Source organism: Agrococcus sp. AC640b (assembly GCF_979255995.1).
The window spans coordinates 1-17,572 of sequence record NZ_CEEDMM010000025.1 but is presented as its reverse complement, the minus strand read 5'-3'; the positions used below and the strand labels follow the sequence as shown (position 1 = coordinate 17,572).

Here is a 17,572-nt window from a genome sequence, read left to right as displayed (position 1 = left end):
CGCCCGTCGACGCAGCGCCGCGCGTCACGCGGCGCCCGCCCGGCGCACGGCGTCGCGGATCGCGACGGCCGCAGCCTCGTCGGTCGTCGCGTACGTCGTCTCGCCGGCGGTGGCGTCGGTGCCGAGCGTCACGGCGAGGTGCTCGGTCACGGTGCGCTTCGCGGACGCGTGGATGGCGTCGACGCCGGTCGCGGCGATCGCGACGGCGTTCGCGGCCGTGACCCCTGCGCCCGCCATGATCTCGATGCCGCCGCGCGCGTGCTCGACGAGCCGCTGCAGCTCGTCGAGCGCGTCGATCGCGCGCGATGCGCCACCCGACGTCAGCACGCGACGCACGCCGCGCGCGACGAGCTCGTCGATCGCGGCGAGTCGCTGCGGCATGACGTCGAAGGCGCGATGGAACGTGACGTCGCCCCCATCGACGGCCTCGAGCACGCGATCGAGCAGGTCGAGGTCGATGGTGCCGTCGTCGAGCAGGCCGCCCACGACGACGCCGGCGGCGCCGAGCCGCCGCGCGTGCCGGACGTCGGCGACCATCACGGCGCGCTCCGCATCGTCGTACGCGAAGCCGCCCTCGCGCGGCCGCACGAGCACGTGGATCGGCATGCCCGTCGCGACCGCGGCATCGGTGAGCGCCGCCGAGGGCGTGAGGCCGCCGGTGCCGAGCGCGCTGCAGAGCTCGACGTGGTCGGGCGCGACGCGCGCGGCGATCGCGACGCCCGCGGGGTCCTGGATCGACAGCTCGAAGCGCATCACGCCTCCTGCCCGGCGAAGGGTCGCCGCACGTCGCGGCCGGCGAGCACGGCGGCCGAGAGGTCGGGACGCTCCGCGACGGCGTCGTAGGGGAACATCGGGCGGACGATGCGCTCGTGGCCGAGCCGCCGCAGATCCTGGTCGACGGGCCCCGGCGTGAGCGCGAGCGTCCACCCCTTCGCGACGTCGTACAGCGTCGGCTCGAGATAGCCGATCTTCGTCACGAGCACGTCGGCCGCGGTCGGCTCGAGCCCGAGGCGCTGGAAGTCCTCCACGGCGTGGAAGGCTGCGCGATGCTCCGTGACGATCGCGTGGATGCCGCCGACGCGGATCACGGCGGCGCGACCCGCGTCCGGGACGTCGTCGTGGACGCCGTGCAGCACGCCCCGGATGCGCACGGGCGGCGCGACGCGGTCGTCGACGCGCGCGCCTGCGACGACGTCGACCGCGTCGCCCGGGTGCAGGCGTGCGAGCTCGGCGACGGCCTCGGCGTCGAAGATCGACGCGACGAGGGTCACGGGTGCGTCGTCGCCCGTGAGCGCCGGCGTCTCGAGCAGCCGCGCGAGCGTCCACGTGACGTCGCCCGAGCCGCCTGCACCGGGGTTGTCGCCGGAGTCGCTGATGACGTAGGGGCGCTCGCGGCCCGCCGCACGGTGGGCGAGCGCCGCAGCGACGCCCTCGTCGAGCGTGCCGGGAGGTCCGACGAAGCCGAACGCCTCCCGCGCGTCCCACAGCTCGCCCGCGATGCGCTCCGCCTCCGCGACGATGCGCGCCTCGTCGTCGCCCGTGACCATGACGGTCGCGTGGCAGCGGGGCTCGTCGGCCCAGGCGTAGCCGATCCAGATCGCGGCGTCGAGGATGCCGTCGAGCCGCTCGACGTCGGCGAGCTGCGCATAGAGGCTGCGCGCGGGCTCGACGCGCGTCGAGGTCTGCTCGCCCGACAGCAGGATGGGCACGCGCACCCAGGCCCGCAGCGGCGCGGTGCCGCTCGTGAGCCGGTCGACGAGGTGGCGGGCGGAGCGCTCCTTCGTCTCCCACGCGTCCTCGTGGGGCGCGAGCCGATAGCACGTCGGCAGGTCGAGGCCCAGCGCGAGCGTCGGCGAGACGTTGCCGTGGAGGTCCATGGGCGCAGCGATCAGCACGTCGGGTCCCACGACGTCGCGGACGGCCGTGAGGAGGTCGCCCTCGGCGTCGTCCATCCCGTCGACCGACATCGCGCCGTGGATGTCGAGGTACACCCCGTCGAGCGGCGCATCGGCGTGCGCCTGGGCGAGGCCGCGCACGATGCGCTCGCGGTGGTCCTCGTACACCGCGCGCAGCACGGCGCCTCCCGGGATCGACCTCGCCATGTGGATCGGCACCCATTCGGCGGCGTCGCGCAGCGGCTGCCCGGGCGCGAGGTGCGGATATCGGTCGAGCAGCGCGTCGCCCTCCCACGTGCGGAAGTCGCGGTGCTCGGCGCGGTGCGCGGCGTACGCGCTCGACTCGATGGCGATGCCTGCGATCGCGATGCGGGGGCGGATCACGGTGTGCTCCTCTCGATGAGCGCTGCGCGCGCCTCGCGTCTGGCCCGCTGCGTCGCCGGATCCGCGGAGGGGACCGACGACAGGAGCTCCTTCGTGTACCGCTCGCGCGGCATGCGCAGGACCCGGTCGGTGGGGCCCTGCTCGACGATCCGACCACGATGCATCACGACGACGCGATCGGTGATCTCGTGCACCACCCCGAGGTCGTGGCTCACGAACAGGCAGCCGAAGCCGTGCTCCTCGTGCAGCACGCGCAGGAGCGCGAGCACCTCGGCCTGCACCGAGACGTCGAGGGCGCTCGTCGGCTCGTCGGCGACGAGCAGCCGCGGGCGCAGCACGATCGCGCGAGCGAGGCCCACGCGCTGGCGCTGTCCGCCCGAGAGCTCGTGGGGGTAGCGCGCCGCGGCGTCGGCGGGCAGCCGCACGGCATCGAGCAGCTCGGCGACGCGGGCGCGCCGGGCGCGCTGCGACATCCTCGGCTCGTGGATCGCGAGCGGCTCGGCGATCGACGCCCCCACCGTGGCGCGCGGGTCGAGCGAGCCGCCGGGGTCCTGGAAGACGACGCCGACCTCGGCGAGCCGGCGCCGGGCGGCGCGGTCGGCGCGCCTGCCGAGCGCGGTGCCGAGGAGCGAGACCTCGCCTGCCGATGCGGGGACGAGCCCGAGCGCGAGCCTCGCGATCGTCGACTTGCCGGAGCCCGACTCGCCAACGAGCCCCACGATCTCGCCGGCACCGACCGCGAGGTCGACGTGCTCGACGGCACGCACCATGCGGCCGTGCACGCGGTACGAGGCGGCGGCGTCGCGCAGCACGAGCACGGCGTCGTCAGGCACGTCCGGTGCACGCGACGCGTCGTCCTCGTGCGCGGCGTCCAGCATCTCGAGCGGGAGTCGCGGGATCGCGGCGAGGAGGTCGCGCGTGTACGCGTGCGACGGCGTCGTGAGCACGTGCGCCGCGTCGCCCGACTCGACGACGCGGCCGTGCCGCATGACGAGCACGCGGTCGGCGAGGTCGGCGACGACGCCCATGTTGTGCGTGATGACGAGCAGCCCCGTGCCGTGCTCGCGCACGAGGGTCCGCAGCAGGTCGAGCACCTCGGCCTGCACCGTGACGTCGAGCGCCGTCGTCGGCTCGTCGGCGATGATGACGGCGGGCTCGCACGCGAGCGCGATCGCGATGACGACGCGCTGACGCTGGCCGCCGGAGAGCTCGTGCGGGAACTGGCGTGCGCGACGCTCCGGATCCGGGATGCCCACCTGGCGCATGAGGTCGATCGCGCGGTCCCGCGCGGCCTCCTTCGTCGCATCGGTGTGGTTGCGGACGGCCTCCGCGATCTGCGCACCGAGCGTCATCGTCGGGTTCAGCGCCGTCATCGGCTCCTGGAACACCATCGACACGATGCGGCCGCGCACGTCGTCGAGACGCCGCTGGCTCGCACCGACGACCTCGACGTCGCCGTCGGCGTCCTGCACGCGGATGCTGCCGGTCACGTCCGCGGTCGTCGGCAGGAGCCCCATCGCGGCGAGCGACGTGGCGCTCTTCCCGGATCCCGACTCGCCCACGAGCGCGACGACCTCGCCGCCGTGCACCTCGAGCGAGACGCCGTCGACGGCGTCGGCGTCGCGGCCGCGGAAGCGCACGTGCAGGTCGTCGATGCGCAGCGCGGACCTCGCGGAGGCGGTCATGCGTTCCTCCCCTTCACGTCGAACACGTCGCGCAGGCCGTCGCCGGTGAAGTTGAGCGCGCAGACGACGAGCACGATGGCGATGCCGGGCGGGAGGATGAGCCACCACGCCTCCTGGTACACGTACGTCAGGCCCTGGCTCAGCATCGCACCCCAGTCGGTCGCCGGCGGCTGCAGCCCCATGCCGAGGAAGCTCACGTAGGCGACGAGCAGGATGGCGTCCGCGACCTGGAACGTCGCGTTGACGATGACGGTGCCGAGCGTGTTCGGCACGATGTGCCGCAGGACGATCCGACCGTGGGAGCCGCCCATCGCGCGTGCCGCGACGACGTAGTCGCGGGTCGCGACCGACAGGGACTCCGCGCGGACGAGTCGCGCGGGCACGAGCCACGAGACGAGGCCGATCACGACGATCATGACCCACTCGCTCGGCCGGATGATCGTCGAGAGCACGAGCAGCAGGAAGATCGCCGGGATGGCGATGCCCGCGTCGACGATGCGCATCATGATCGCGTCGACGACGCCGCCGACGTAGCCGGCGATCGCACCCCACAGCGTGCCGATGACCGTCGCGAGGATGCCGGCGAGGATGCCGACGAGCAGCGAGGTGCGGCCGGCGAGCATGAGACGGCCCAGCACGTCGTAGCCGAGCGCGTCCGTGCCCAGCGGGTGCCCGTCGACGCCGGGGCGCAGGTTCGCGCCGTCGAGGGCCGTGCGCACCTGCTCCGTGGGATGCACGAGGGGGCCGAGGGTCACGAACGCGATCGCGAGGAGCAGCAGCGCGACGCCGACGAGGGCGAGGCGGTTGTCGGCGAAGCGGCGCAGGGCGCTCATGCGACGCCACCCCGCGTGCGCGGGTCGAGCAGCGCCTGCACGACGTCGGCGAGCAGCGATCCCACGACCGTCGCGACCGCGATCACGAGCACGCATCCCAGCAGCACGGGGAAGTCGCTCGACTGCGCGGCGCTCCAGAACAGCAGGCCCATCCCGGGGTAGTTGAAGAGCTGCTCGACCACGAGCGCGCCGCCGAACATCACCGGCAGCTGGTAGCCGAGCATCGCGATGACGGGCGTCACGGAGTTGCGCAGCACGTGGCGCGACAGCACGTGGCGGAACGGCGTGCCCTTCGCGCGCGCCGTGCGCACGTAGTCCTCGCTGAGGTTGTCGAGCGTCGACGAGCGCATGTAGCGGCTGAAGCTCGCCACGAGCGGCACGGCACCCGTGAGCACGGGCAGCACGAGTCGCTCCGGCTGCGTCAGCACGGCCGCGACGGTGCCGCCCTGCGGCGCGTTGGCGGGCAGCACGCCCAGCGTCTGGCTGAAGACGAGGATGAGGAGCATGCCGAGGAAGAAGCTCGGCGTCGAGTACGCGATGATCGCGAGCACCGAGATCGCGTAGTCGGTGCCGCGGTTGCGGCGCACGGCCTGCAGGATGCCGACGGGGATCGCGACGACCACGGCGACGACGAGCGCGAGGCCGGTGAGCAGCAGCGTCTTCGGCAGCCGCTCTGCGATCGCGTCGGCGACGGAGCGGTTCAGCAGGTAGGAGTCGCCCAGGTCGCCCGTGAGCAGGCGCCCCATGAACAGCAGGTACTGCTGCCACACGGGGCGGTCGAAGCCCTGCGCGCGGTTGAAGGCGTCGATCTGCTCGGCGGTGGCCTGCACGCCGAGCACGCCGCGCGCGGGACCTCCAGGCAGCATCTGCAGCAGCGCGAAGACGATGATGGTGACGACGAGCACGACGAGGATCGCCTGCGCGGTGCGGCGCGCGAGGAAGAGCGCGAGCGGGTGGGCGCCCCGCCGGCCCGTGGCCGCCGCGGGTGCGGCGGCCACGGGGGCGATGTCCGGGGTCGTGCTCATCGACCTACTGCTCCGACCAGGTCCAGCGCTGCGGGTGGAAGTTGCCGAGCGAGTCCTGCTCGACGCCCGTGAGGCCCTGGTCGATCACCGACACCTGGTAGACGGGGTTCGGCACCCACATGACGGGCAGCTGCTCCGCGCCGTACGCCGAGTAGTCCTGCATCGCCGCCTCGTCGGAGGACGTCTGCGTCGCGGCGATGAGCTCGTCGAACGTCGCGTCGCTGTAGGAGCCGAAGTTCGAGCCCGTCCCCGTCGCGAAGAGGCGCTCGCCAGAGGGGTAGGCGCTGAAGTACCACGAGCCGGCCGAGCCGAAGAACGGCAGCTCCCACGTGCACTCCGGCGAGGTCGACTCGCACGGTGCGATCGAGCCGAGGACCGAGTTGAGCGGTGCCGAGTCGATCGTGACCCCGACGCCCGCCTCCTCGAAGGTCGACTGCATCGCGGCGAACATGTTGTCGGTCTCGGTCGAGCCGCTCTGGCTGAGGATCGTGATCGCGAGCCGCTGACCGTCCGCGATCCCCTCGCCGCACGTCGCGCCGTCGGCGCACGCGTAGACGCCGTCGGACCCGAGCGCCCAGCCGTGCTCCTCGAGCAGGTCCTTGGCTGCGTCGACGTCGAACGGGTAGGGGTTGTCGCGCTGCGCGTCGGAGAGGAAGTCCGAGTCCGGCTGCTGGGGCACGGGGCCGTAGCCAGGGCTCGCGGTGCCGTTCCACACGACCTCCGCGATCTGCTCCTGGTCGACGAGGTGCTGCAGCGCCTGGCGCACGTACAGCTGCGAGTAGACGGGCCCCATCTCGGGGTGCTGGAAGTTGTACGGCAGGTAGGTGATCGACCAGCCGTCCCAGTTCACGACGTCGTAGCCCATGCCCTCGTACTGCGCGGCGTTCGTCGCCTCGTTCGTCGGGATGTAGCCGTAGTCGACCTCGTTGGAGCGGACGGCGGCGACCTCGGCGTCGGTGCTCGTGAACGGCAGGAAGTCGATCGTCGCGATGTTCGCCGCGTCGTCGCCGTCGTACGCGTCGTTCTCGACGAGCGTCACGCGACCGGAGTCGCTGAAGGACTCGAGTCCGTAGGGGCCGCTGAGCGTGTCGAAGAGCGGGTTGCCCTCGTAGCCCGAGAGGTCCTCGCCCTCGCCGATGAGGTAGTCCCAGATCGCCTGCGCGCCCTCGGGGGTGGAGGCGAGCGCCGGATCGGGCGTGCCGCCGTCCTCCGTGATGCTCCACGCGTGCGCGGGCATGGGCATGATGAGGGTCAGCTGCGCGGCGAGGAGCCATTCGGGGTTGTAGGCCGCGTCGAAGGTCAGCTCGACCGTGCGGTCGTCGGGGGTCGCGACCTCGGTGACGTTGTCGGGCATCGCGCCTGCGCGATAGCTCGCCCACTCGTCGGTGTTGGCGCGCACGAGGTCGAACCAGAACGCCACGTCTGCCGACGTCACGGGCGTGCCGTCCGACCACGTGCGCTCGTCGAGCGTGATGGTCGCCGACGTGCCGTCCTCCGAGAACTCGACGGTGTCGGCGAGGTCGGCATCCTCGACGCGGTCGACGGTGCCCGTCGAGCCGTCGTACGCCACGAGCGGCTCGTACATCGCGCGGATGAGGGAGCCGTTGTGCGTCGCGAGCTTGCCGGAGACGGCCACGGGGAGCAGCCAGTTCGGCGTGGCGTTGACGGGCAGGGCGTAGGACAGCTCGTCGCTCGAGGCGGCCTGGCCTCCCTGGCCGTCGGAGGCGCACGCGGTGACGAGCGCCGTGGCGGCGACGACGGCGAGCGCAGCGCTCGCGGCTCGTCGACCGCGTGTCGTGAGGGTGGTTCGCATGCAGACCTCTTCTCCGCCCGCCAGGGCTGGTCGGGCAACGGTGCCGTCGATGGTTGGTACGGTAACCGACAAAACTTCGGTCGGTAACCGTCTGATGTGTAACGATCAGGTTTCGCCGGTTCTGACGGAAGTGCCCCATGGCGCAAGATGGTCTCGCCGCGTCGAACGCGAGCCGACGAGGAGGGCCATGTCCCGCACGAGCGCCAGCGCGGCCGAGAACGCCGTGCTCGCAGCGATCGCATCGGGCCGCGCGCGATCGCGCCGCGAGATCGCCGACGTGCTGGGCCTCGCTCCGTCGACCGTGACGCAGCACGTGCAGTCGCTGCTCGAGCAGGCCCTCGTCGAGGAGGGAGCCGTCCGCGCGTCGAGCGGGGGCAGGCGCGCACGCGAGCTGCGCATCGTCGGCGGCGCCGACCTCCTGGGAGCGATCGACCTCGGCGGCTCCCACGCGCGCATCGGCATCGCGCGACGAGGGGGCGGCCTCGAGGCGACCGACGAGTTCGCCGTCGATCTCGCCGCGGGACCCGAGCCCGTGCTCGCCGCCATCGCGCACGCCCTGGCCGAGCTCGCCGAGGACCGGCAGCTCGAGGGCGTGGGCATCGCCCTGCCCGGACCGGTCGACGCGCTCGCGCGCGGCGTCGTGAGCCCCTCGCGCATGCCGGGGTGGTCGGGCGTCGACGTCGCGACGATGCTCACCGGCCTCGTGCACGCTCCCGTCATCGTCGAGAACGACGCCAACGCCATGGCGATGGGCGAGCACTTCGCGCGCGAGCCGAGGGCGCAGGGATCCGTGACCGTCAAGGTCGGCACCGCCATCGGCACGGGCATCGTGATCGACGGCACCGTCTACCGTGGCTCGTCGGGCGACGCGGGCGACATCACGCACACGAGGGTGTCGGCGGGTGGCGACCGGCCGTGCTCGTGCGGCAACCGCGGCTGCCTTGAGACCGTGGCCTCGGGCGCGGCGCTCGTGCGCCTGCTGCGGGAGCGCGGCATCGACGCGTCGGCGACGAGCGACGTCGTCGCGCTCGTGCGTGCCGGCGATCCGGTCGCGACGGGACTGGCGCGCGAGGCGGGGCACCACCTCGGCGAGGTGCTCAGCACCATCGTCAACTTCTTCAATCCCGGCGCGATCTACGTCGGCGGCGCGCTGTCGGTGCTCGAGCCGGTCGTCTCGGCCGTGCGGAGCCACATCTACGAGGGCGCGCACCCGCTCAAGACGCGCGACCTCGACATCTCGCCGGCTCGGCTCGGTGCCGACGCGAGCCTCGTCGGCATCTCGCGCGAGGTCAACGACCATCTCGCGCGGCGCCTGCGCGGGTGAGGTCGGGCACGGCTCGCGGTGGCCTCCCGGCGTCGTCGCCGACCGTGCGGCGTGCCGTGCACGCGAGATGCATGGAAGGCCCCCATCGGGCTCGCATGCGACGGATCCGGCCCGGGATCCGCGGAATTCCGCGGAATCTGCGGCGTGTCGCGCCAGCCTGCGCGGCGTGGCGCGGCCGCGCGGGTACCGTGGCGGTGCGGAACGGGGCGTGCCCCGGGCCGCCGTACACGACCCGCCCTGGCGGGGAAGAACGAGTCCAGGAGGACACCATGGCAGAGACCATCAACAAGACGACCCTCGTCGCGAAGATCGCAGCGTCCACCGACGCCAGCCAGGCCACCGTCGGCGCTGTGCTCGACGCGCTGTTCGCCGAGATCTCGGGCGCCGTCGCCAAGGGCGACAAGGTGTCGATCCCCGGCTTCCTCACCGCCGAGCGCACCGCGACCGCTGCCCGCACGGGCCGCAACCCGCAGACGGGTGCCGAGATCAAGATCGCTGCTGGCCACCGCGTCAAGCTGACCGCAGGCTCGAAGCTGAAGGCTGCCGTCAAGTAGTCACGCTCCACCAGCGCGCGAAGGGCCCCGGGTTCGTCCCGGGGCCCTTCGTCGTCGCTCGGGGTGTCGGATGCACGCCGTGCAGCCCGGTCGGGACGCATAGGCACCGCCGATACCCTGTGCACGTGGCACGCGCTCGACTGATCGGTCCCGGCGCCGTCGTCGCCGCAGGCCTCGTCGCGGTTCTCGTGGCGCTCGAGCTGGGCGGGGGAGCGGCGCCCCTCACGATCGGCGACCCCGGCGCGGTCGTGCGCTGGGGGACCCCCATCGCGCGCATGCTGCAGGACATCGCGACGGCGACGCTCGTCGGCGGCCTCGTGCTGGCATGCTTCGCGCTGCAGCCGGGCTCGAAGGCGTGGGACCGCACGATCGATGCGTCGGCCGCCGCGGCGGGCGTCGCGACCGCCGCCTCCGCCGCCGTCGCGTTCCTCGCGTTCCGCACGGTGTACGACGCGCCGTTCTCGGTCGACGAGCAGTTCACGAGCGGGTTCGTCTACTTCTTCACCGAGATCGAGCGCGGTCAGTACCTCGGCATGGCGACGCTCGCGTTCGCCGCCGTCACGACGCTGCTCGTCGTCATCCGATCCGCGGCCGGCATCGCGTGGGTCACGGTCGCGTCGGTCGCGCCGCTCGTGCTGCTCGCCGCGGCCGGCCACGCGGGCACCGCCGAGAACCACACGCTCGCGACGAGCTCGCTGTGGCTGCACCTCGTCTTCGTGAGCATCTGGGTCGGCGGCCTCATCCACCTCGTGCTGCTGCGCCTCGACCGCAGCCCGAGCCTGCACGACGCCATGCGCCGCTACTCGTCGCTCGCGCTCGTGAGCTTCGCGGTCGTCGGCTTCTCGGGCGTCGCGAGCGCCTGGGTGCGCACGGGCTGGGAGGGGCTCGCCACGCCGTACGGCGGCCTCGTCGTCGCGAAGACCGTGCTGCTGATCGTGCTGGGCGGCTTCGGCGCCTGGCAGCGCACGCGGCTCATCCCTCGCGCGGTCGAGACGGGACGCGTGCGCTGGTTCCTCGTCGCCGAGCTCGCCTTCATGGGCATCGCGATGGGCGTCGCCAACGGCCTCGCGCAGACGCCGACGCCCGTGTCGGAGGCGCTCGTCGACTCGAGCCCCGCCACGGTGCTCACGTCGTCGCCGCTGCCGCCGACGTTCGAGGCATCGCGGCTCGCCACCGAGTGGTCGCTCGATCCGCTGTGGACGGTCGTGTGCGCCCTGCTCGCCTTCTTCTACGTCGCGGGCGTCGTGCGCCTGCACCGCCGCGGCGACCGGTGGCCGCTGCTGCGCACCATCCCCTGGCTCGCGGGCGTCGGCCTGCTGTGGTGGGTCACGTCGGGCGCGCTCGCCGTCTACGAGCACTACCTCTTCTCGTTCCACATGGCCGGCCACATGCTGCTGGGCATGGCCGTGCCGCTGCTGCTCGTGCCCGGCGCCCCGGTCACGCTCGGCATGCGCGCCATCGCGAAGCGCACCGACGGCACCCGCGGCGGCCGCGAGTGGCTGCTCGCGATCGTGCACTCCAGGTGGATGCACGTCATCGGGCACCCGCTCGTCGCGACGGGCATCTTCGTCGCGAGCCTCTGGATCTTCTACTTCTCGCCGCTGTTCCGCTGGGCGATGGAGGACCACGTCGGGCACGTGTGGATGGTGGTGCACTTCGTCGGCTCCGGCTACCTGTTCGTGCAGGCCCTCATCGGCATCGACCCGTCGCCGCACCGCACGCCGTACCCGATGCGCATCGTCATGCTGCTCGCGGCGATGGCGGCGCACGCGTTCTTCGGCGTCACGATCATGACGAGCGAGGGGCTGCTGCTGGCCGACTGGTTCGGTGCGATGGGCAACGGCGTCGACGCGCTCGAGGATCAGCAGGTCGGCGGCGGCATCGCCTGGTCGATCGGCGAGATCCCTGCGCTGCTGCTCGCGCTCGTCGTGTGCGTGCAGTGGGCGCGGTCGGATCGGCGTGAGCAGCGGCGCGTCGACCGAAAGGCCGACCGCGACGGCGAGGCGGACCTGCAGGACTACAACGCGATGCTCGAGAGGATGTCGAAGCGATGACGGATGCGACCACCACGGATGGCCAGCGGCTGCCGGACGAGCTCGGCGCCCTCGCGGGCGGCGTGGGCCTCACGCTGCACATCGTGCGGCACGCCGAGACCGAGTACAACGTGCAGCACGTCATGCAGGGCTGGTCGGACTCGCCCATCACCGAGCTCGGGCACCGGCAGATCGCGGCGGTGGGCGAGGCGCTCGCGCGCGTGCCGTTCGATGCCGCGTTCTCGAGCGACCTCGAGCGCACGCGCGTCACGGCTCGGGGCATCCTCGCCGCGCATCCCGCCGCGCCTGCGCTCGAGCTGCGCGAGGACCTGCGCGAGTGGAACTTCGGCGGTCACGAGGAGGTGCCCTCCGCGGTCGTGTGGGGACGGCTGTTCGCGCAGCACGGCCTCGAGGTCGACCGCGAGCTGTCGGCGATGCGGGTGCTCGCCGAGCGCATGTCGTGGAGCGACATCTTCGACGGCATCGCCGACCTCGACGAGTCGGGGCAGAGCGAGAAGGCTGCCGAGACGGTCGTGCGCGGCGACCGTGCCCTCGCGCACGTGATCGAGACGACGACGGCGGATGCGTCGGCCGGCGAGGAGCGCACGGCGCTCATCGTGAGCCACGGCGGCTTCATCACGACGCTGCTGCGGCAGCTGACGCCGGAGATGACGCCGAACACGATCCTGCCGAACTGCTCGATCTCGACCGTGCGGCTGCGCGGCACCCGGTGGACGCTCGAGGGCGTCGGCGAGCGCGCGGAGGCGTTCTCGGCCTGACCGGTGGGCGTGCGACGGGTCAGGCCGCCGCGCGCTGCGCGTGCGGCAGGTCGACGACGTCGACGGCGAGGGTGCGCAGGTCGACGCGGGCGGCGGTGTGCTGCGCCATGCGCTGCCACCCGTCGCCCGGCAGTCCGCTCGAGGTGAAGGCGACGGCGCCGTCGGCCTCGCGTCGCCACGACAGCTGGTAGTAGTGCTCGACGTGGTCGAGCGGCAGGTCGACGCCGAGGCCCGACGACTCGAAGAGGTCGAGCGGCACGGGGGCGCCCTCGTTGGCGTGCACGGCGACGAGCTCGTCGGCCGACAGCACGAGCAGGTTGATCGCGGAGGTCTCGAAGCGCTCGCGCAGCCGCGCGACCGTCGACGTCGTCGCCTCGAACAGCGGCACGCCGCGGGCGACGTCGCGCAGCACGAGCGCCGCGACGATCGCGGAGTCGGTCGTGCCGCCGATGCGCTCGAGCTCCTCGGGCCGCACCATGGCGCGCAGCTCGTGCACGGGGCGGATGGAGCCGTTGTGCGCGAAGGCGATGCCGTCGGCGACGAACGGATGCGTGTTGCGGCGCACGTTGCCCATGCCCTCGGTCGCGAGGCGCAGGTGCGCGATGCGTGCCGTCGAGGCGCCGTCGGCGATCGCGCTGGCCAGGTCGGCGCTCGTCGCCCCGTCGCTGGGGTCGCGGTAGCGCCGCACGGTGCGCGCGTCGTCGAGCCAGGCGGTGCCCCAGCCGTCGGCGTGGAGCCGCCCCATCCGCTGCCACTCCCGAGCGTCGGCGGCTCCGAGCACGGACCGAGCCGTCGTCGCGCGGGGAGCGGCGTAGCCGAGCAGTCGACACATGCGCATCCCCCTCCGTCGCCTCCATCCTCGCGTCGGCGACGAGGACGTCGCGACGAGGGGCGTCACGAAGCGCAACCTTCACGGTCTGCCGCGTCGAGGGCCGCTCCTAGCCGTCGAGCAGCTCGCCCTCGCGGCTCGGCTCCCACTGCTGCAGACGCGCCGTCGCCGCATCGCCGAGACGGTCGATCGCGCGAGCGACGAGGTAGTCCACGAGCACGACGGCGCCCGCTGCGCTGTCGAGCGGCGTGGGTGCCGCGTCTGCGACGGGCAGCACGACGGATGCGTGCCTCGCGGCCGGGGACAGGCCGGGATCGGTCACGAGCAGCACCGTGGCGCCGCGCGCGCTCGCGAGCTCGGCGGCGCGCACGCTGGAGCGCTGGTACCTGGCGGCGTCGAACACGACGACCGTGTCGCGCGGCTCGACGTCGACGAGCCGCGTGAGGCTGCGCCCGAGCGGATCCTCGAGCTGCTGCACGCGCGGTCGCACGGTGGCGAGGTTGATGGCGAGGTGGGCGGCGAGCACGCGCGAGTAGCGTCCGCCGAGCGTGAGCACCCACCCCTTCGTCGCGACGAGCGCATCGACGGCGGCGTCGAGCTCGGCGGCGGGGATCCGCGCGAGCGATGCGACGGCCGCGTCGGCGACGACGCGCGCGAAGCCCGCGAGGTCGGCGGTCGCACCCGTCGGGCGGTGGTCGAGCTTGCCGAGCGGTCCGCGGCGCGTGGAGAGCTCTGCGCGCACGGCATCCTGCATCGCCGAGAACGAGGCGTGGCCGATCGCCTTCGCGAATCGCACGACCGTGGGGTTCGAGACGCCGGCGGCCTCGGCGATCCCGGCGACCGTGCCGAGCGCGCTCGCCGGATAGTCGGAGCGGACGACGCGTGCGACGCGCACCTCGCTGGGTCGCAGGTCGGCCGCGTCGATCGCGTCGAGCACGCGCACGGGAGCCCTATGCCGCCCGACGCCGCGCGCGAGCGAGGTCGACGACGTCGACGGCGAGCGTCGCGAGGTCGACGCGGGCTGCGGTGTGCTGCGCCATCCGCTGCCATCCGTCGCCCTCGAGGCCGCTGGAGGAGAACGCGACGGCGCCATCCTCCGACCGCGACCACGAGAGCTGGTAGTAGTGGTCGACGTGGTCGAGCGGCAGGTCGGGGCCGAGCCCCGACGCCTCGAAGTCCTCGGTGGGCACGGGAGCGCCCTCGTTGGAGTGCACGGCGATGAGCTCGGTCGCGCTGAGCACGAGCAGGTTGATCGCGGCCGTCGGGAACTCGTCGCGCAGGGTCGCGACGGTCGACGTCGTCGCCTCGAGCAGCGGCACGCCGGCGTCGAGGGCACGCAGGATGAGGGCGAAGACGATCGCCGAGTCGGTCGTGCCACCCACGCGTGCCACCTCGTCGGGGGTGACCATGGTGCGCAGCCGCTCGATGGGGTGCAGCGAGCCGTTGTGGGCGAAGGCGATGCCGTCGGCGACGAACGGGTGCGTGTTCGTGAGCTCGTTGCGCATGCCCTCGGTCGCGAGGCGCAGGTGCGTGATGCGCGCCGTGGCCTCGTGCTCGACGAGCGCGCTCGCGAGGTCGGGGTTCGTCGTGCCGTCGCTCGGGTCGCGGAACTGCCGCACCGAGCCCAGCTCGTCGAGCCACGCGGTGCCCCAGCCGTCGCAGTGCAGTCGCCCCATCCGCTGCCATTCGGCGCACGCGAGGCCGCCGATCACCTCGGCGGCGGTGGCGGGTCGAGGTGCTGCGTAGCCGAGCAGCCGGCACATGGGACGCTCCTAGGGTCGATCGGGATCGGGCCTCCATGGTCGCGCGCACGAGGGCGCTGCGCATGACGGCCATGTAACGAACAGAACAATCATTGCAGAATGATGTCGATGTAACACACATGACATGACGCGCGTGCATCATGGGCACATGACGGATGCCTTCGCAGAGCGGCTCATCGCCGACGGCGCGACCATGCTGGTCGGCACGACGTGGAACCCCGGCGGGCTCATCCTCGCCAAGACCGTGCCCATCCCGCGGGCGACGGCCTTCGTCGAGACGGGCCTCGGCGCCTCGTACACGTGGCACGCCTTCACGATCGACCAGGGCGGCATCGCCTACACCGACCGCATCGGCGCCGTCGGCGACCAGCGCATGCGCATCGACGAGGAGGCCGTGCGCGTGCTGCCTGGGGGCCTGGCCTGGGCGCCCATGCGGTTCGAGACGCAAGCAGGCGACGTCGTGCCCGAGTGCACCCGCAGCCGCCTCGCGCACGTCGAGGCGGAGCTCGCGAGCGAGGGGCTCACGGCCCTCGTCGGGCACGAGCTCGAGATGCTGCTGTTCGGCGAGGACGGGGAGCCGCTCTCGCCGCTGGGATGGACGCCGTACGGGCTCGCCGGCACGCTCCGCTTCGAGGGCTTCCTCCGCGACGTGTACGCGCAGGCCGAGGCGGTGGGCCTGCCGATCGAGCAGCTGCACTGCGAGTACGGCATGCAGCAGATCGAGCTGTCGCTCGCGCCCGCGTCGCCCGTCGTCGCCGCCGACCGGCTCGTGCTCATGCGGCTCGTGCTCGGCCGCGTCGCCCGCGACCACGGCCTGCGCATCTCGTACAGCCCGCGCCCGCGCACCGACTCCGCAGGCAACGGCGCGCACCAGCACGTGTCGCTGCACCGCGACGGCGTGCCGCTGCTCGCAGGCGGCGACGGCCCGCACGGCATCACGGCGGAGGGTGCGAGCGCCATCGCGGGCATCGTCGCGGCGCTGCCGCAGCTGCAGGGCGCGCTCGCAGGATCGCTGCTGTCGGCGTCGCGGCTCGTCCCCGGCATGTGGGCGGGCGCATGGGCGACGTGGGGGCTCGAGAATCGCGAGGCGGCCGTGCGGCTCATCGCAGGACGATCCCCGAACGTGGAGGTGAAGATCGTCGACCCGTCGACGAGCGCGTACGTCGCCTCCGCCGCGATCCTCGGCGCCGCGCTCGACGGCATCCGCGCAGGCAGCGAGCTCGGCCAGGAGGCCACCGACGACCCCGGCAGGCTCAGCGACGACGAGCGCGACGCGGCTGGCATCGTGCAGCTCACGAGCGACCTCGCCACCGCGATCGACCGCCTCGACGCCGGCGCCGTCGCCAGGACGGTGCTCGGCGACGAGCTCGTCGATGCGATCGTCGCGCAGCGCCGCTTCGAGCTCGAGCACTACGGCGACCTCGACGACACGGCCGCCGTCGAGCGCTTCCGCTTCGCATGGTCGGTCTGAGCGTGGCCGCCGCCTCCAGCATCCGCGACCACCTCGACGCGCTCGCGATCGTCGACCATCACGTGCACGGCGCGTTCGTCGAGCCCGTCTCGCGCGCACGCTTCGAGTTCGCCCTCAACGAGGCCTCGACGGTCGACCTGCCCGCGTGGGACTCCGCATGGGACACCCAGCTCGGCTTCGCCATCCGCGCGCGCTGCGCGCCGCTGCTCGACCTCGAGCCGCACGCCGAGCCCGACGCGTACTGGGCGCGGCGCGAGCAGCTGGGCGCCGCGGAGGTCGCGCGCAGGCTCACCGCCGCGAGCGGCACGGCCGCGTGGCTCGTCGACGTCGGCTTCACCGAGGGCGTGTGCACGCCGCAGGAGCTCGCTGCGATGGCGGGCGGCTCCGCCTTCGAGATCGTGCGGCTCGAGCAGGTCGCCGAGGTCGCGGTCGCGGCCGGCGGGTCGTACGCGGAGGCGTTCCGAGCCGAGCTCGCCGCACGGCTCGCCGAGCCGCAGGCCGTCGGCTGCAAGACGATCATCGCGTACCGCACCGGCTTCGTCGTCGACTGGTCGACCGTCGCCGACGCCGAGGCGGATGCGCTGGCCGAGCGCTGGCGCGACGCGGGCGGCGTGCGCCTCGACGATCCGCGGCTGCTCGTGTTCGGCATCCGCTGCGCCATCGCGGCAGGCGTGCCGCTGCAGGTCCACGTCGGATTCGGCGACCGCGACGAGCGGCTCGACCACACGAACCCCATGCATCTGATCGACCTGCTGCGCGAGCATCCCGACGCTCCGATCGCGCTGCTGCACTGCTACCCGTTCGAGCGCGAGGCAGGCTACCTCGCGCAGGGCTTCGCGGGAGTCCACATCGACGTGGGCCTCGCGATCAACTACCTGGGTGCCCGATCCCGGTCGCTCATCGCCCGCTCGCTCGAGCTGGCGCCGTTCCGCAAGATCCTCTACTCCTCCGACGCCTACGGCCCACCCGAGCTGCATCTGCTCGGGTCGCACCTGTGGCGCGACGGCACCGCGAGCGTGCTCGAGGACTTCGTCGCCGACGGCGACTGGTCCGAGCACGATGCACGCCGCATCGCCACCCTCATCGCCGCCGACAACGCGCGGCGCCTCTACCGGCTCTGAGCCGGCCCTCGCGGCCGGCCCCGTTCGACAGGATCCCCATGTCCGAGTCCACCAGCACCACCC

15 protein-coding genes are annotated in these 17,572 nt (G+C 72.9%); 6 read left to right on the top strand and 9 right to left on the bottom strand.

Features of this window, described 5'->3' with window-relative positions; all coding sequences use genetic code 11:
- Positions 1 to 24 precede the first annotated feature (24 nt).
- From ACZ6H8_RS10965 to ACZ6H8_RS10940, 6 genes are read right to left on the bottom strand one after another with little or no spacing between them, the layout of a single operon-like run.
- Entirely contained in the window at positions 25 to 753 is a 729-nt protein-coding gene (locus ACZ6H8_RS10965; protein WP_464146862.1) for a copper homeostasis protein CutC, read from the bottom strand.
- Positions 753 to 2,279: a M81 family metallopeptidase gene (locus ACZ6H8_RS10960; protein WP_464146861.1), complete on the bottom strand. Its 1,527-nt coding sequence runs from the start codon at positions 2,277 to 2,279 to the stop codon at positions 753 to 755. Before ACZ6H8_RS10960 ends, ACZ6H8_RS10965 begins: the two co-directional genes overlap by 1 nt.
- Positions 2,276 to 3,964: a dipeptide ABC transporter ATP-binding protein gene (locus tag ACZ6H8_RS10955; RefSeq protein WP_464146860.1), complete on the bottom strand. Its 1,689-nt coding sequence runs from the start codon at positions 3,962 to 3,964 to the stop codon at positions 2,276 to 2,278. The genes ACZ6H8_RS10960 and ACZ6H8_RS10955 overlap by 4 nt, the downstream gene beginning before the upstream one ends.
- Positions 3,961 to 4,797 carry an ABC transporter permease gene (locus ACZ6H8_RS10950; protein ID WP_464146859.1) on the bottom strand — a complete coding sequence of 279 codons (837 nt, stop codon included), beginning with the start codon at positions 4,795 to 4,797 and terminating at the stop codon, positions 3,961 to 3,963. Before ACZ6H8_RS10950 ends, ACZ6H8_RS10955 begins: the two co-directional genes overlap by 4 nt.
- Positions 4,794 to 5,822 carry an ABC transporter permease gene (locus tag ACZ6H8_RS10945; RefSeq protein WP_464146858.1) on the bottom strand — a complete coding sequence of 343 codons (1,029 nt, stop codon included), beginning with the start codon at positions 5,820 to 5,822 and terminating at the stop codon, positions 4,794 to 4,796. The genes ACZ6H8_RS10950 and ACZ6H8_RS10945 overlap by 4 nt, the downstream gene beginning before the upstream one ends.
- 4 nt (positions 5,823 to 5,826) lie before the next feature.
- A complete protein-coding gene (locus tag ACZ6H8_RS10940; protein WP_464146857.1) occupies positions 5,827 to 7,635 on the bottom strand; it encodes a peptide ABC transporter substrate-binding protein in 1,809 nt (602 codons plus the stop codon).
- A gap of 187 nt (positions 7,636 to 7,822) precedes the next feature.
- Between ACZ6H8_RS10940 and ACZ6H8_RS10935 the strand changes: the two genes are divergently transcribed.
- From ACZ6H8_RS10935 to ACZ6H8_RS10920, 4 genes are all read left to right on the top strand, one after another.
- Positions 7,823 to 8,959: an ROK family transcriptional regulator gene (locus ACZ6H8_RS10935; RefSeq protein WP_464146856.1), complete on the top strand. Its 1,137-nt coding sequence runs from the start codon at positions 7,823 to 7,825 to the stop codon at positions 8,957 to 8,959.
- A 269-nt stretch (positions 8,960 to 9,228) separates the two neighbouring features.
- On the top strand, positions 9,229 to 9,513 hold the full coding sequence (locus ACZ6H8_RS10930; RefSeq protein ID WP_092503791.1) for an HU family DNA-binding protein: 285 nt from the start codon (positions 9,229 to 9,231) through the stop codon (positions 9,511 to 9,513).
- 125 nt (positions 9,514 to 9,638) lie between these two features.
- Complete coding sequence (locus tag ACZ6H8_RS10925; RefSeq protein WP_464146855.1) at positions 9,639 to 11,567, top strand: bifunctional copper resistance protein CopD/cytochrome c oxidase assembly protein; 1,929 nt, start codon at positions 9,639 to 9,641, stop codon at positions 11,565 to 11,567.
- Positions 11,564 to 12,325: a histidine phosphatase family protein gene (locus ACZ6H8_RS10920; protein WP_464146854.1), complete on the top strand. Its 762-nt coding sequence runs from the start codon at positions 11,564 to 11,566 to the stop codon at positions 12,323 to 12,325. Before ACZ6H8_RS10925 ends, ACZ6H8_RS10920 begins: the two co-directional genes overlap by 4 nt.
- A 19-nt stretch (positions 12,326 to 12,344) precedes the next feature.
- Here ACZ6H8_RS10920 and ACZ6H8_RS10915 read toward each other — a convergent pair whose 3' ends face one another.
- From ACZ6H8_RS10915 to ACZ6H8_RS10905, 3 genes are all read right to left on the bottom strand, one after another.
- A complete protein-coding gene (locus ACZ6H8_RS10915; RefSeq protein WP_464146853.1) occupies positions 12,345 to 13,157 on the bottom strand; it encodes a class II glutamine amidotransferase in 813 nt (270 codons plus the stop codon).
- A 106-nt stretch (positions 13,158 to 13,263) separates the two neighbouring features.
- Positions 13,264 to 14,097, bottom strand: coding sequence for a MurR/RpiR family transcriptional regulator (locus ACZ6H8_RS10910; RefSeq protein ID WP_464146852.1), 834 nt, complete (start codon positions 14,095 to 14,097; stop codon positions 13,264 to 13,266).
- Between the two features lie 7 nt (positions 14,098 to 14,104).
- On the bottom strand, positions 14,105 to 14,917 hold the full coding sequence (locus tag ACZ6H8_RS10905) for a class II glutamine amidotransferase (protein WP_464146851.1): 813 nt from the start codon (positions 14,915 to 14,917) through the stop codon (positions 14,105 to 14,107).
- Between the two features lie 148 nt (positions 14,918 to 15,065).
- Between ACZ6H8_RS10905 and ACZ6H8_RS10900 the strand changes: the two genes are divergently transcribed.
- Complete coding sequence (locus ACZ6H8_RS10900) at positions 15,066 to 16,388, top strand: type I glutamate--ammonia ligase (protein WP_464146850.1); 1,323 nt, start codon at positions 15,066 to 15,068, stop codon at positions 16,386 to 16,388.
- 2 nt (positions 16,389 to 16,390) lie between these two features.
- Positions 16,391 to 17,509: an amidohydrolase family protein gene (locus tag ACZ6H8_RS10895; protein ID WP_464146849.1), complete on the top strand. Its 1,119-nt coding sequence runs from the start codon at positions 16,391 to 16,393 to the stop codon at positions 17,507 to 17,509.
- Positions 17,510 to 17,572: the final 63 nt, after the last annotated feature.

Bases quoted from the DNA above. Each gene is read 5' to 3' on its own strand.
- ACZ6H8_RS10920 (WP_464146854.1), top strand. From the start codon at position 11,564: ATGACGGATGCGACCACCACGGATGGCCAGCGGCTGCCGGACGAGCTC.
- ACZ6H8_RS10900 (WP_464146850.1), top strand. From the start codon at position 15,066: ATGACGGATGCCTTCGCAGAGCGGCTCATCGCCGACGGCGCGACCATG.
- ACZ6H8_RS10935 (WP_464146856.1), top strand. From the start codon at position 7,823: ATGTCCCGCACGAGCGCCAGCGCGGCCGAGAACGCCGTGCTCGCAGCG.
- ACZ6H8_RS10965 (WP_464146862.1), bottom strand. From the start codon at position 753: ATGCGCTTCGAGCTGTCGATCCAGGACCCCGCGGGCGTCGCGATCGCC.
- ACZ6H8_RS10950 (WP_464146859.1), bottom strand. From the start codon at position 4,797: ATGAGCGCCCTGCGCCGCTTCGCCGACAACCGCCTCGCCCTCGTCGGC.
- ACZ6H8_RS10945 (WP_464146858.1), bottom strand. From the start codon at position 5,822: ATGAGCACGACCCCGGACATCGCCCCCGTGGCCGCCGCACCCGCGGCG.
- ACZ6H8_RS10940 (WP_464146857.1), bottom strand. From the start codon at position 7,635: ATGCGAACCACCCTCACGACACGCGGTCGACGAGCCGCGAGCGCTGCG.
- ACZ6H8_RS10905 (WP_464146851.1), bottom strand. From the start codon at position 14,917: ATGTGCCGGCTGCTCGGCTACGCAGCACCTCGACCCGCCACCGCCGCC.
- ACZ6H8_RS10955 (WP_464146860.1), bottom strand. From the start codon at position 3,964: ATGACCGCCTCCGCGAGGTCCGCGCTGCGCATCGACGACCTGCACGTG.
- ACZ6H8_RS10930 (WP_092503791.1), top strand. From the start codon at position 9,229: ATGGCAGAGACCATCAACAAGACGACCCTCGTCGCGAAGATCGCAGCG.
- ACZ6H8_RS10915 (WP_464146853.1), bottom strand. From the start codon at position 13,157: ATGTGTCGACTGCTCGGCTACGCCGCTCCCCGCGCGACGACGGCTCGG.